Below are 13,650 nucleotides of genomic sequence, written 5' to 3'. Positions count from 1 at the left end.
GGTGACATCGGTCGACACATCAGGCGTAATCGCGCGATCGCCGCAGCCACAAGGGCTGGATTGGCATCGGCGTTTCCAGCAACAGCATGGGCGAGCACTACGCGTACTGCATCTTGGTAACATCGCGAACAATGCGTTCAACAATGCCAGGATCCAGCGCCAGCACGGCATCGACGCTTATGTCATCGCCTATGAAAATTACCACATCATGGCTTCGCCTGAATGGGAGGAGGCGACGTTTGAGGGAGATCTTGGAGATCCATTCTTTCCGGATTGGACCGGGGTCGATCTCGGAGGTTACCAGCGACCGAGATGGTTTGCCTCCGGACCCCTGAATTTGTGTTGCTCAATGATTGCCGCTGAGGTTGGCGGGCAGCCGGACCTCGCCGAGGAATTCCGACGCGCGCTGGATCGAGCCCGGCAGTCCGTGTGCTCGCAGAGAGCGTCGGCCCGCGTGATCCGTCTTGGCCAGAAGATAAGACGGAGGATTCGTCGATCCCCCGCAATGGCGCGCGACATCTTCATGCGACGCGTTCTGGCAAAGGATGACCCGGAACAGCGGCGGCTTGTCGATGTCTGGCGGCAAGGGCGCGCGCCGGGTTCTCCGCCAAGCGCCGCGGACTTTGGCAGCTACCGAGCGCGGCTCGCACCGCTTATGGGCCTGCTGGATCGGTTTGACGTCATCCAGGCCTACGCAACCGATGGGGCCTGGCCGCTGCTCGCACAGCGCCCCTATTTCGGATATGAGCATGGAACGTTGAGAGCAATCCCGTTTCAGGACGACGGCCTCGGGCGGCTCACCGCCACGGTATTCCTCGGAGCCGACCACGTGTTCGTCACCAACATCGATTGCGTATCTGCCGCACGACGGCTTGGCGTGCCGCCGGATCGGATCACGCCGCTGCCGCATGCGTTCGACGATACGAAGCTCGTCGAATTCGGAGCGAGAAATAGCGCGATCAGGCCGCCGGACGACCAGGTCGTTGTTTTTCATCCGACCCGACAGGACTGGCGGGACTCCGACCTTAGCCTGGTGAAGGGTAATGACCGGCTGATCCGTGCCTTCGCGCGCGTTGCGCAGCAAGCGCCTGCGCTGCGACTTGCGATGATCGCCTGGGGACGCGACCTTGATGCCTCGCGGGAGCTCATACGGAGTCTGGGGCTCGACGATAAGGTGCAGTGGCTTGCGCCGATGCGCAAACCGGAGTTGTGGAGCACGTATCTGCGCAGCCACGCTGTGCTGGATCAATTCGTTCTTCCTTCATTCGGTGGAATCACGTTTGAGGCACTGGCGCTTGGAAGGCGCGTCATCACGAACGTGGATTCGGGTACGGCCAAAGAGTTCTTTTCCGAAGCTCCTCCTATCCTGTCGGCATCGACCGAGAGCGAGATCGCCGAGGCGCTTCGCAAGATCGTCGCGGATCAGGATGACCGGCATGGGCTCGGTGCGGCCGGAGCAGCCTGGATCCAGAAGTATCATTCCGCGGCGAGAATCGTCGAGTTGCAGTTGGCAGCGTACCGACGGCAGATCGAATCCGTTCGGGCCTGAACCGCCATCGCGATGCATGAAAGCGACGCGCACAGATCGTCACATTCGCTCAGCAAGATGAAAATCCTTCACGGCCCCTTCAATATCGGCAATCAGCCCTGGTCACTCTCGCGTGCCGAGCGCCGGCGCGGAAACACGAGCGACCTGGTCATCCGAAGCGGGACCTGGTTTCGATACCCGGCCGACAAGGTCCTGTATGACGACACGGCAACTGACTTTCAGAAGGTGGCCCGAAGCGCGTGGTTCGGGTTGTCCGCGCTGCTGCGCTACGACGTGCTGCACTACTATTTTGGAACGACGTTCCTGTATCCAGGCTATGCGTTCGAGGGCGTAGGCCGGATGGGGCCGCTGCTGAACCGGCTCGTGACGATCGATCTCCAGCTGGCCAAGGGGTTGGGCAAGAAGCGGTTCATGACCTTGCAGGGCTGCGACGCAAGGCTGGCGGGCGAGGGCAATCGGCGAAATGCGTGGACCATGTGCGCCAGCGGGCGTTGCTCGGCCTATGAAACTTGCGTCACGTCGCTGGATGCGCGTCGGTCCCGCCTGATCGATCGCGTGCTTCCGCTGTTTGACCGCGTGTTCTATCTCAATCCGGAGCTAGGGCACGTCGTTCCGGGAGGCCAGTTCCTGCCTTACGCCAATGTGGAGATCGGTCATTTCTCGCCCGAGTATCCCCGCGCTGAAGGCAGGCCGAGAATTGTCCATGCGCCGAGCGATCCGAGTATCAAGGGCACTCAGATGATCCTCGATGCGTTGGAGCGGCTGAAATCCCGGTTCGACTTCGAGCTGATCCTGGTCGAAAAGAAAACCCATGAAGAGGCGATGGCCATTTACAGGTCCGCCGATCTTGCCATTGACCAGGTGCTTGCGGGTTGGTACGGCGGCTTTGCCGTCGAGATGATGGCTATGGGAAAGCCGGTGGTAGGCTACATCAGGGAAAGCGACCTGCAGTTCGTCCCGCCGGCCATGCGGGATGATCTTGCGATCTTGAACGTCGATCCCGGGCGGCTCACGGAAGATCTCGCGGCCATTCTCGAATGTCGCGCCGAGTGGACGGAGCTGGGGAAGCGGGCTCGTCGCTATGTCGAGCGATGGCATGATCCTGATCATATTGCCGGGGCGATGATCGAAGCCTATCGCAGCCCTGACAGTAAGTTCGTGCTGGCGCCCGCGGGCGCCGAGGTCGAGTAGATCCAGATGTGTGGCATTGCTGGCATTTTGCATTTTGGCGCCTGTCCGGACGCGAACGCGCGGATCCGGAGTATGGCGGCCAGTATCGAGCACCGCGGCCCTGACGACGGTGGATTCCATGTGACGGCGGACGTCGCGTTGGGCTTCCGCAGGCTTGCGATTGTCGACCTGGCCACCGGCAACCAGCCCATGAGCAACGAAGATGCAACCGTATGGGTGGTCTTCAATGGTGAGATCTACAATCACCGCGAACTGAGAAAAGAGCTCGAGGCCGCCGGGCACGTTTTTGCGACCGACCATTCGGACACCGAGGTTCTGGTCCATGGCTGGGAGCAGTGGAAGGACAGGCTGTTCAACAAGCTGAACGGCATGTTCGCCTGCGCCATCTGGGACGAAAACCAGCGTGAGCTGGTGATCGCCCGCGACCGATACGGGATCAAGCCGGTCTACGTCGCGGAGTTGCCCGGCAAGGGCCTCGTGTTTGGCTCGGAAGTGCGTGCGCTGTACGCCAGCGGATTGGTGAACAAGCAGTTCGATGCATCAGCGACGCTGGAGTACTTCACGCTGATGAACAATTGGGGAGGGCGCACGCCATTCCGCGGCGTCCGTCTCCTCAAGCCTGGTACGTTCGAGCGATTTACGGCGAGCGGGAGCTCGAGCGGCACCTATTGGGCTGCCTCTTACCATCGCAAATACGCGCCAGGTCTGGCGCGGGCTTCGGGCGAATTCGGCGAAATATTGCAGGCGGCGCTGCGCAGGCAGCTGGCTGCGGACGTGCCGGTCATGGCGTATCTGTCGGGCGGGATCGACAGTTCGGCGATCACCGCAGGCGCGCACCAGATCGATCCGGTCGTCCGCGCGTATTCGTGCATCTTCGATCTTGAGAATGTCGGTGTCGACAAGTTCGTCGACGAGCGCGAGTTCTCCCGCGAGGTCGCAAAGCAGCTTAACATCGAGCGTGTCGAGCTGATGGTGCCGCAGGATGCCTTGGCGCGTCATCTCGATGCAACCGTTGGCGCGATTGAATATCCCCGCATGGGAATGGCCTATGTGAACTATCTGATCGCGCAGCGGGTCGCTCAGGACGCCAAGGTCGTCCTGTCGGGCACGGGCGGTGACGAAGTCACCGGAGGATACGTCGGCAGATACGCCATTGTGCCGAGGGCGGCTCCGGCTTCCCTGATGCAGCGTGTCATGCAGCGGTTTCGTGCCGCGGCGGGAGATCCGGCGGCCTCGCGGGATCCGTTTGCCCTCTATCGGGCCAGCCTCAACGTCCCGGTATCGGCCGACAAGATCGGCGATGCGTTTACGCCGGAATTTCTGCGGGCCGCAGGTGGTTTCGATCCGCTCGCTGCGATCGGAGATGCGATCGGGTCGGTTCTGTCGCAGGATCCCTGGGACGCCGTTATGCACGTTGACTTGACGACCTATCTTCCAGGTCTTCTGTCGCTGGAAGACAAGCTGTCCATGGCGCATTCTCTTGAGACCAGGGTGCCGCTTCTGGATAACGAGCTGGTCGACTATCTGCTCGGCGTGGATTGGGGCCTGCTGTCCGACGGCTCCACGGGCAAGATCCTGTTTCGCGAAGCCGTCCGGCCGCTGGTCCCCGACACCATCTACCGGAAACCGAAGATGGGATTTGGTCCTCCGGACGCGTCTTGGTACAGAGGGATTCTGCGCTCATGGATCGAGGAGCAGCTCCCGGAATCCCGCATTAGGCAGCGGGGCGTATTCCGACACGATTTCGTACGCCGGATTCTGGACGAGCATTTCGAGCAAAAGGCAAACCATGTCGCGTTGATCTGGTGTTTGCTCAGCTTCGAGTCCTGGTGCAAGCAACATGGTGCCTATGGCGGCGCCCTCCATTAGTTGCAGTTGTAGGAGCTAGATTTATGCGAACCGTTGCGTCTTCACGTCTCCGTCCGAACGGAATGGAGCTTCAGCTAGAGGCTTTCACGCAACAGGATGGCCAGGTCATCGAAGGCGTGCTTCGGACGCCCGATGCATCGCTATGGTATCCGATTTTGCACGGGGTTCCCTGCTTCCTGAGCGGCCCGATGCAGCCTGACCTGACCGATTTCTGCTCACGCTACGGCTTGCCGAAGCCGGCGACCGCGCAGAGCCGGCCGGAAGCCCATGAGCAGGCCAAGACAAATCAGACCTTCTCGGACAAGTGGCGCCGCTTCAAGCAGTATGGGCTGCAACCCGAGCACAAGGAATTCCTGTTCGGTTGGTATTGCAAGAAGCTCGGGCTGCCCGATCTGGACGCCTTGAAGGCTTTCTACCGGTCCAAGCAGCGCGTGCTCGAGGTCGGTCCGGGGTCGGGCTTCAACACGAGGTTCATCGCCGAGAACTGTCCGGGCGAGGTGTTTGCGCTCGACGTTTCTGATGCGGCGCTGACGACGTTCGAGAACACCCGCGATCTCGAGAACTGCTCGGTCGTCCAGGCCGACCTGATGGAAGCTCCTTTCGCCGATGACACGTTCGACTTCATCATCGCGGACGGAGTGCTGCATCACACGCCCAACACGAGGGCGGCGGTGGAGGCCCTGTACCGCAAGGTCAGGCCCGGCGGCCAGTTCTTCTTCTACGTCTATCGGAAGATGGGCGCCGTGCGCGTCTTCGCCGACGATCACATCCGCCAGAATTTCATGCCGCTCTCCGCGGAGGAATGCTACGCGGCGTGCGAAGGGATCACGGAGTTGGGCCGGGAGCTTTCGCGGCTGAATGCCACGATCACGCTTGAGAAGCCGATTCCGGTGCTCGGGATTCCCGCAGGAATGCACAACGTCCAGCGATTGCTGTACTATAATTTCCTGAAATGCTTCTGGAACGAGGCGTTCGACTATGAAACAAACAACATGGTCAACTTCGATTGGTATCATCCGCACAACGCCTGGCAGCACAGTGACGACGAGGTTGCGGGTTGGATGAAGGAGCTCGGAGTGAAGGACTATGCCTTCAATGACTCCAATCCGAACGGGATTTCAGTCTTGCTGACGAAGCCAACGGTCTGACACGCGCATGCGGATATTATTGACGGGCTGTAGCGGTTTCGTCGGCTCTGCTCTCGGCCCTCGGTTGGTGGCCGAGGGGCATGAGCTTTTCTGCGTCTGCCGGCCGGGCACGTCGGTCGCCTTCGGAACGAAGGTGGTTTGGGATGGAGCGGCTTCGATCGAAACGTCCAGCTTCCCCAAGGCGATCGATGCTGTCGTTCATGCCGCTCAGTCGCGCCGCTATCGTGATTTCCCCGCGCATTCGCGCGAGATGTTTGACGTCAACGTCGGCATGACGATGCAGCTGCTGGATTGGGCGGCGCAGGCCGCGGTCAAGCACTTTTGCCTGCTCTCGTCAGGCGCGGTCTATGAGCCGTTCGCGGCAGCGCTGAGAGAGGACGCCGGCCTGGCGCCCCCCGGCTTCCTCGGCGCGAGCAAGTTTGCGTCCGAAGTCGTTGCGAAGCCGTTCTCCAGCATTTTTTCCTTGAGCATTCTGCGGTTGTTCTTTCCCTACGGCCCTGGCCAGCGCGACCGGCTCATTCCGCAATTGGTACGCAGGATCCAGGACGGCGGGGCGATCCAGCTCTCCGGTGGCACGGAGGGGATCCGCCTCGCTCCCACCTACATCGACGACATCGTCGATGTCATCCTTGCCAGCATTGCGTCGTGCTGGACGGATACGCTCAACGTGGCCGCCCCGGAGACGCTCTCGATCCGACAGATCTCGGACACGATAGGTCAGCAGCTCGGTATCGAACCGAAGTTCGAGATCGTGAATCCGAACACTCCCTCCGTCGACATCGTTCCTGATCTGAGCCGCCTTGCATCTCGTTTGGACTTGCGACGCTTTGTGCAGTTCAAGGAAGGAATTCAAAGGACAATCTCGGCGAGCGCTGTCGACGCACCGGATCATAGCCTGGCTGAATCGCAACACCGTTAGTAGAGCCCCATGACGCTGAAGATCCTGACCATCGTTGGTGCCCGGCCGCAGTTCATCAAGGCCGCGGCCGTCAGTCGCGCGATCCGGGAGACCGACGGGCTTTCGGAAGTGATGGTGCATACCGGCCAGCATTTCGATCCGAACATGTCCGACGTCTTCTTCGAAGAGCTCGACATTCCCAAGCCTCGGCATCATCTCGATATCAATGGCGGCGGCCATGGCGATATGACGGGACGCATGCTGATGGCGATCGAGCCGATCCTGCTCGAGGAAAAGCCCGACTGGGTCGTCGTCTACGGCGACACCAATTCGACGCTGGCCGGCGCTCTTGCGGCGTCGAAGCTGCACATTCCGGTCGCGCATGTCGAGGCGGGACTTCGATCGTTCAACCGCCGCATGCCGGAGGAGATCAACCGGGTCGTGACGGACCATCTCTCCGCGCTGCAGCTCTGTCCGACGACGACCGCCGTCACCAATCTGGCCGCCGAAGGCGTGACGGCCGGCGTCCATCACGTCGGGGACGTGATGTACGATGCCACCCTGTTCGTGACCGACAAGGCAGAGAAGAGCTCGGCGATATTGAGCAATCTCGGGCTGGCCTCGAAGACATATGCGCTCGCGACGATCCATCGCGCCGAGAACACCGGCGATCGGCAGCAGCTTCTCGCGGTCGTGCAGTTCCTGCAGGATCAGTCGCGCAAATTTCCCGTTGTCCTCCCGCTGCACCCACGCACCCGACAGGCTGCGCTGGCGATGGGGGTCGATCTGGACGGCCTGAACGTCATCGATCCAGTGGGTTACGTCGATATGGCGAAGCTTCTGCACAACGCCCTCGAAGTCTATACGGACTCGGGAGGGGTGCAGAAGGAGGCTTATTTCCATCGTGTGCCGTGCATCACGTTGCGTGACGAGACCGAGTGGACCGAGACCATCACGCACGGGTGGAACCGGCTCTGGAAGCAGCCGGCGCAGGCCGTCCGGCGCGATATCGGCGAGTATGGGACCGGTCGCGCCGCCTACGATGTCGCGCGCCTGTTGAGCTCGGGCGGCCCGCGGTAGCCTTGCCGCCGGGAATTTGACCAGGCGCTCCGCCCGGAGCTGCCGCCAGTTGTGGCAAGTGCTCCCATTCGGTTTCGTGCCGCGGCGCTTGAGGAGGCCTCCAGCAGGCCTTCCAGGGTTGTGGCTTTGCCGCTATGGCGCTATCAGAGGCCCAGTTAGATGGTTTTCAGGCCGATTGTCCGTAACAACCCCGTACGAGTGATGAAATGAATTCCGAATTGATCGCGAAGCTCAACGACAGAACGGCCAAGATCGGCATCGTCGGTTTGGGCTATGTCGGCCTGCCTCTGATGCTTCGCTATTGCGAGGTCGGCTACAAGGTGATCGGCTTTGATATCGACCAGACCAAGGTCGACGCGCTGCGCGCTGGCCGCTCCTATATCGAGCATATCTCGAGCGCCAGCATCAAGAATGCGATGGAGCTTGGCTTCGAGCCGACGACCGATTTCTCGCGCGCCCGCGAGGTCGATGCGCTGATCCTTTGCGTGCCGACGCCGCTCAACAAGTATCGCGAGCCCGATCTCAGCTTTGTGCTGAACACCACGGAGTCGCTGCTGCCGTATCTCCAACAGGGAATGGTGATGTCGCTGGAAAGCACGACCTATCCCGGTACGACCGAGGAGGAACTGAAGCCGCGCATCGAAAAGTGCGGCTTCACTGTCGGCAAGGACGTATTTCTTGTTTTCTCGCCGGAACGCGAAGATCCCGGCAACCAGAATTTCACCACGCGTTCGATCCCGAAAGTCTGCGGCGGCTGCACGCCGGCATGTCTCGAGGCCGGCATCGCGCTCTATCGTCAGGTGATCGACAAGGTCGTTCCGGTGAGCTCGACGCAGGCCGCCGAGCTGACGAAGCTCCTGGAGAATATCCATCGCTCGGTGAACATCGGTCTCGTCAACGAGATGAAGATGGTTGCCGACAAGATGGGGATCGACATTCACGAGGTGATCCGTGCGGCGGCAACCAAGCCGTTCGGCTTCGTTCCGTACTACCCCGGTCCCGGCATCGGCGGTCACTGCATTCCGATCGACCCGTTCTACCTGACGTGGAAAGCGCGGGAATACGGCATGCACACACGCTTCATCGAGCTCGCCGGAGAGATCAATTCCTCGATGCCGGACTACGTGGTGTCAAAGATCTCGCTGGCGCTCAATCAGAGGCACAAGTCGATCAGCGGTAGCTCGATCCTTGTTCTCGGCATTGCCTACAAGAAGAATGTCGACGACGTCCGCGAATCGCCGTCGGTGGCGCTGATGGAGCGGCTTCGCGATCTCGGCGCCAAGGTGTCCTACAGCGATCCGCACGTCCCCGCGTTCCCGAAGATGCGGGCGCATTCGTTCGATCTGTCGAGCGTCGCGCTCACCGAGGACAGTCTGCGGCAATTCGATTGCGTCCTGCTTGCGACCGACCACGACAAGTTCGACTATCAACTGCTCGGCGCGCACGCGCCGCTGCTGGTCGATTGCCGTGGAAAGTTTCCTCAGCCGGCGGATAATATCATTCGCGCCTAGGCGACCGCGCAGGCGCTCGCCCAGAACCGAAGCTCTAGGCGGCCTCAGCATTTGATCGACGGTCGCTTACCGCGGCCGTCGAGGCTGCCGTCTGGTCGAAGGCCGACCGCGGCGCGACGTACCAGAGCAGGAAGAGCAGCCCGGTGCCGTTCGTGAGCAGGGCTGTCGAAAGCGGTACGTTGAGAAGAACTTGCGGGAGCAGCCCGGCGGACAGCAGCACGAATTGCGGCGGCAACCCGGATGAGAGGCGATTGCCGAGGGCAATGATCAGGCCGCAGCCCAGCGCGGACACCGGGGCGAGCACGAGGCCGACCGAAGCGATGCCTTCGGTGGCAAACAGCGAAGCGTTGAAAGCACCGAGATCATAGGACCTGGCCATGACGGCCCATATCGGCTCGTTGTAGGCGCACGCGACCACAAGTTTCACCGCGTTGATCTGGCAGAAGTGGGTCAGCGGATGTGCCGAGAAGTAGTTGTTGTAGATTTCGAGGGCGAGCGACGGGATCGCAACCATCCTGGTGTTGACGGTGCCGAAATAGACCAGTCCGGGGGTCAGTGGAAACAAGTCGGTCTTGACCAGCACGAACAGGATCATGCCGATCAGGACCGGCAGGAAAAACGACAGGATCGTTGCAACCCTGGCCTCCACCAGCTTGCAGACGAGCGCGAGAAACAGCAGCCAGACCGGCGCGAACAGCGCCATCTTGGTCAGCATGATTGGGTAGATCAGGAGCATTAGAACGAGCGCGATCCCGGCCTGCCAGAACCGCTTGCTGGTGACGAAACAGGCAAAGGCGAGCGGCAACAGGGCGTTTGAGACGATCCAGACCGCATATCGCAGGATGACCGGCAGCGCGACCTCCGCGCGATATTTGTACATCTCGTTGAGATCGACCAGCTTGAGGTTGTAGAGGGCGCCGATGCCGATGATCGCAGCCGAGGCGATCAGGATGACGGAAGGCATCATGTAGAAGGCGCGGGCCGGCATGACGACGACCTGCCGCGTTGGCGAGGTAATAAACAGCGTGGGGACAAGGAAGGTGAACGCCGAAAGCACGATCGAGATGAGCGCCAGACGGTGATCATAGTCGAGCAGCGAGAACTCGATCAGCCAGAGATATCCCAGAACCATGATGTAGAAGTAGAAGCCGACGAGATAGCCGAAGCTGAAGCGGCTGAATGCGAACAGGATGACGACGGGACTGAATACCAGAACGTTCAGGATTGCCGATGTCAGGTGCGACTTGTCGAAGCCGATGACGCCGGGGAAGGAATCCGTGATCGTGATGCAGTACAGCGAAATGCAGCAAATCGCGACGTGAGCATAGGCGAGCAGGGCAAGCCTGGCTTGGCGCCGGCCCAAATCCGGCTCCAGTTGCATGACGCGATGATTCATTCTCATTTGCCGCCGTACCGGGCCATGCGTTTGGACTGTCTCGTTGGTGATCGTATTCGGGCAGGCTGGGCCCGAACAATCGCCCTGCGATGACGCCTCCTGGGCCCCACGACATGGCACGGCGCCGGTAGGACGACAAGGATAGGCTGGTGCTTCGCGCTGCTTTTCCTGCCCCGGTGATGCCGCGGCGTTGCCTTGTGCAAAAAATCCGCCGCGGGCCGTGTAGCCCGATCGGGGCAAGGCCTTGCCTTATCCCGAGTTTTCTGGGTAATGGACGCTATGCTGCGGCTCGCAAGGCCGCTTGTTCCCTCGGCTCTTCGGCTGGCTGCAATGGCTGGTCACGAGACAAGATAGGGCCTGTTGCATGATCAGATTTGGCCTGCTCGGGTGCGGGCGTATCGCCAAGCGCCATTCCGACCTCCTGGGTGGCAATCACATCGCGGGAGCGAGCCTGGTTGCCGTTTGCGATCCGCTTCGTGCGCGTGCCGATGCGATTGCCGGGAAGTTCGGCGTTCCCGCCCATTACGACATGGACGAATTCTTGGGCCGCAAGGACATCGACGCCGTTGCCGTGCTGACGCCGAGCGGGCTGCATCCCGCGCACGTGATCGCCTGCGCCAGGGCCGGCAAGCACGTCGTGGTCGAGAAGCCGATGGCGCTGCGGTTGCAAGACGCCGACGACATGATCCGGGCCTGCGACGAGGCCGGCATCAAGATGTTCATCGTCAAGCAGAACCGCTTCAACGTGCCGGTGGTCAAGGCGCGCGAGGCGCTCGATGCCGGCCGCTTCGGCAAGCTCATCCTGGGGACGGTGCGCGTGCGCTGGTGCCGCGACCAGGCCTATTACGACCAGGACGATTGGCGCGGCACCTGGGCCTATGATGGCGGCGTGCTGACCAATCAAGCGAGCCACCATGTCGACATGCTGGAATGGTTCTTTGGCGACGTGGTGAGCGTGCATGCGCGCGCGACGACGGCGCTGGCCAACATCGAAACCGAGGACACTGCCGTCGCGACGTTGAAGTTCCGCAACGGCGCGCTCGGAATCATCGAGGCGACCACCGCGGCGCGCCCGACCGATCTCGAAGGTTCGCTGTCGATCCTGGGCGAAAAGGGCACCGTCGAAATTTCCGGTTTCGCCGTCAACCAGATCCGGCACTGGCGTTTTGTCAACGAGCTGCCGTCGGACAAGGACGTCGTGGAGAAGTTCTCGGTCAATCCGCCCAACGTCTACGGCTTCGGCCATCAGGCCTACTATCATCACGTGGTCGATTGCCTGGAGAACCAGCGCGCGGCGCTGGTCGACGGGCTCGAGGGCCGCAAGAGCTTGGAGCTGATCTCGGCCCTCTATGAGTCGATCGAGACCGGAGAGGAAGTTGCGCTGCGCTTCACGCCGCGGCTGAGCCGGCTGGGTGTCGTTTCGTGAATCGGCCGGAAGTGCATCAGGCCAGCGTGCGCGACGTGACGTTCGGCGAACGCGTCAAGATCGTCGAGCCCTGCAACCTCTATGGCTGCACGCTCAGTGACGACTGCTTCATCGGGCCTTTCACCGAAATCCAGAAGGGCGTGGTCGTCGGAGCCCGTACCCGCGTGCAGTCGCATACCTTCGTCTGCGAGCTCGTCACCATCGGCGAGGACTGCTTTGTCGGCCACGGCGTGATGTTCGTCAACGACACGTTCTCAACCGGCGGCCCGGCGCGCGGGCGCAAGGAGCTGTGGCGCGAGACTGTCATCGGCAACCGGGTGTCGATCGGCTCCAACGCCACGATCATGCCGGTCAGGATCGTCGACGACGTGGTCATCGGCGCAGGGTCTGTCGTGACCAAGGACATCACGATATCAGGCACCTATGCCGGCAATCCGGCGCGCCGGCTGCTGGCGAGCCAATAGGGGAACATCGATGCCGGTGCCGTTTGCCGACCTGCAACTGCAATACCAGTCCATCAAGGGCGAGATCGACGCGGCGATCGCCGGCGTGATCCGCGACAATGCCTTCATCCGCGGCAGCTATGTCGACGCCTTCGAGCGCGAATTCGCTGCGGCTGCGGAGGTGGCTCATTGCGTATCTTGCGCCAACGGCACCGATGCGCTTTACCTCGCGATGCGCGCGCTGAAGGTGCAGCCGGGCGACGAGGTGATCACGACGGCGCATTCCTGGATCTCGACTGCGGCAATGATCACCCACTCCGGCGCCACCGTCGTGTTCTGCGACACCGATGACGCGACGTTCACGATCGATCCGGCTGCGATCGAGGCCGCGATCACGCCGCGCACCGTCGGCATCATCCCGGTGCATCTGTACGGCCAGCCCGCGGACATGGACGCGATCATGGCGATCGCGCAGAAGCACAAGCTCTGGGTGATCGAGGACTGCGCCCAGGCCCATCTCGCGCGCTACAAGGGCCGCATGGTCGGCACGTTCGGCGAGGCCGCGACCTATTCATTCTATCCCGGCAAGAATCTAGGCGCGATGGGCGATGCCGGCGCGGTCGTCACCAATGATGCGGCGCTCGCCGAGCAGATGGCGATGCTGGCGCGCCATGGCGGGCTGGTGAAGCACCAGCACCATATCGAGGGCGTCAACAGTCGGCTCGACGGCATGCAGGCTGCGATCCTCTCGGCCAAGCTGCCGCATCTCACCGCATGGACCGAAGCCCGGCAGGCCGCAGCGGAGGTCTACGACACCGGCCTCAACCAGATCGAGGATGTCGTGGTGCCCGAAGTGGCGCCGGCGCGCAGCCACGTCTACCACCTCTATACGATCAGGCATCCGCGCCGCGCCGCGCTCGCCGCGCATCTCAACGCCAACGGAGTGCAGACCGCGATCAACTACCCCACCGCGCTGCCCTTCCTGCCGGCCTATGCCCGGTTTGCCCACCGGCCGGAGCAATTCCCCAACGCCCATCGCGATCAGGGCCAGATTCTCTCGCTGCCGATCTTCGCCGAGATCACGCGCCCGCAGCAGGATGAGGTGATCGAGCTGGTTCGCAAGTTCTGATCGCGATGGT

Annotated in this window: 11 protein-coding genes; 10 read left to right on the top strand and 1 reads right to left on the bottom strand. The window is 61.7% G+C overall.

Translation table 11 applies throughout. The features are described from left to right. Window position 1 precedes the first annotated feature (1 nt). From ACE103_RS28210 to ACE103_RS28180, 7 genes are all read left to right on the top strand, one after another. Window positions 2-1,549 carry a glycosyltransferase family 4 protein gene (locus ACE103_RS28210; RefSeq protein WP_375775716.1) on the top strand — a complete coding sequence of 516 codons (1,548 nt, stop codon included), beginning with the start codon at window positions 2-4 and terminating at the stop codon, window positions 1,547-1,549. Window positions 1,550-1,561: 12 nt separating this feature from the next. Then, complete coding sequence (locus ACE103_RS28205) at window positions 1,562-2,740, top strand: glycosyltransferase (RefSeq protein WP_375775715.1); 1,179 nt, start codon at window positions 1,562-1,564, stop codon at window positions 2,738-2,740. Between the two features lie 6 nt (window positions 2,741-2,746). Further along, window positions 2,747-4,609 carry an asparagine synthase (glutamine-hydrolyzing) gene (gene asnB, locus ACE103_RS28200; RefSeq protein WP_375775714.1) on the top strand — a complete coding sequence of 621 codons (1,863 nt, stop codon included), beginning with the start codon at window positions 2,747-2,749 and terminating at the stop codon, window positions 4,607-4,609. Continuing rightward, entirely contained in the window at window positions 4,546-5,757 is a 1,212-nt protein-coding gene (locus ACE103_RS28195; protein WP_375775713.1) for a class I SAM-dependent methyltransferase, read from the top strand. Before asnB ends, ACE103_RS28195 begins: the two co-directional genes overlap by 64 nt. Window positions 5,758-5,764: 7 nt before the next feature. Continuing rightward, window positions 5,765-6,676, top strand: a complete 912-nt coding sequence (locus tag ACE103_RS28190) for an NAD-dependent epimerase/dehydratase family protein (RefSeq protein WP_375775712.1) — start codon at window positions 5,765-5,767, stop codon at window positions 6,674-6,676. A gap of 9 nt (window positions 6,677-6,685) precedes the next feature. Beyond that, on the top strand, window positions 6,686-7,735 hold the full coding sequence (gene wecB, locus ACE103_RS28185; RefSeq protein ID WP_375775711.1) for a non-hydrolyzing UDP-N-acetylglucosamine 2-epimerase: 1,050 nt from the start codon (window positions 6,686-6,688) through the stop codon (window positions 7,733-7,735). A 206-nt stretch (window positions 7,736-7,941) separates the two neighbouring features. Further along, on the top strand, window positions 7,942-9,246 hold the full coding sequence (locus ACE103_RS28180) for a nucleotide sugar dehydrogenase (protein ID WP_375775710.1): 1,305 nt from the start codon (window positions 7,942-7,944) through the stop codon (window positions 9,244-9,246). Window positions 9,247-9,280: 34 nt separating this feature from the next. Here ACE103_RS28180 and ACE103_RS28175 read toward each other — a convergent pair whose 3' ends face one another. Continuing rightward, entirely contained in the window at window positions 9,281-10,882 is a 1,602-nt protein-coding gene (locus ACE103_RS28175; protein WP_375775709.1) for a hypothetical protein, read from the bottom strand. 124 nt (window positions 10,883-11,006) lie between these two features. Between ACE103_RS28175 and ACE103_RS28170 the strand changes: the two genes are divergently transcribed. Genes ACE103_RS28170 through ACE103_RS28160 form a run of 3 tightly spaced genes read left to right on the top strand, consistent with a single transcriptional unit; the run spans window position 11,007 to window position 13,640 of the window. Then, the gene (locus ACE103_RS28170; protein ID WP_375775708.1) at window positions 11,007-12,068 is read left to right on the top strand and encodes a Gfo/Idh/MocA family protein; all 1,062 of its coding nucleotides are present in this window, start codon (window positions 11,007-11,009) and stop codon (window positions 12,066-12,068) included. After that, entirely contained in the window at window positions 12,065-12,532 is a 468-nt protein-coding gene (locus tag ACE103_RS28165) for an acyltransferase (protein WP_375775707.1), read from the top strand. Before ACE103_RS28170 ends, ACE103_RS28165 begins: the two co-directional genes overlap by 4 nt. A gap of 10 nt (window positions 12,533-12,542) precedes the next feature. After that, window positions 12,543-13,640 (top strand): DegT/DnrJ/EryC1/StrS family aminotransferase, encoded by a 1,098-nt coding sequence (locus tag ACE103_RS28160; RefSeq protein ID WP_375775706.1) that lies wholly within the window; start codon window positions 12,543-12,545, stop codon window positions 13,638-13,640. The last annotated feature ends 10 nt before the right edge of the window (window positions 13,641-13,650 follow it).

This window comes from Bradyrhizobium sp. ma5 (assembly GCF_042258955.1).
GTDB lineage: Bacteria > Pseudomonadota > Alphaproteobacteria > Rhizobiales > Xanthobacteraceae > Bradyrhizobium.
The sequence above is the reverse complement of the archived record's forward strand: the minus strand, read 5'-3'. Positions and strand labels throughout refer to the sequence as shown.

What these genes read in the sequence shown, in the direction of transcription:
- ACE103_RS28205 (WP_375775715.1), top strand. Translation starts at nt 1,562, where the DNA reads ATGCATGAAAGCGACGCGCACAGATCGTCACATTCGCTCAGCAAGATG.
- asnB (WP_375775714.1), top strand. Translation starts at nt 2,747, where the DNA reads ATGTGTGGCATTGCTGGCATTTTGCATTTTGGCGCCTGTCCGGACGCG.
- ACE103_RS28190 (WP_375775712.1), top strand. Translation starts at nt 5,765, where the DNA reads ATGCGGATATTATTGACGGGCTGTAGCGGTTTCGTCGGCTCTGCTCTC.
- wecB (WP_375775711.1), top strand. Translation starts at nt 6,686, where the DNA reads ATGACGCTGAAGATCCTGACCATCGTTGGTGCCCGGCCGCAGTTCATC.
- ACE103_RS28180 (WP_375775710.1), top strand. Translation starts at nt 7,942, where the DNA reads ATGAATTCCGAATTGATCGCGAAGCTCAACGACAGAACGGCCAAGATC.
- ACE103_RS28170 (WP_375775708.1), top strand. Translation starts at nt 11,007, where the DNA reads ATGATCAGATTTGGCCTGCTCGGGTGCGGGCGTATCGCCAAGCGCCAT.
- ACE103_RS28160 (WP_375775706.1), top strand. Translation starts at nt 12,543, where the DNA reads ATGCCGGTGCCGTTTGCCGACCTGCAACTGCAATACCAGTCCATCAAG.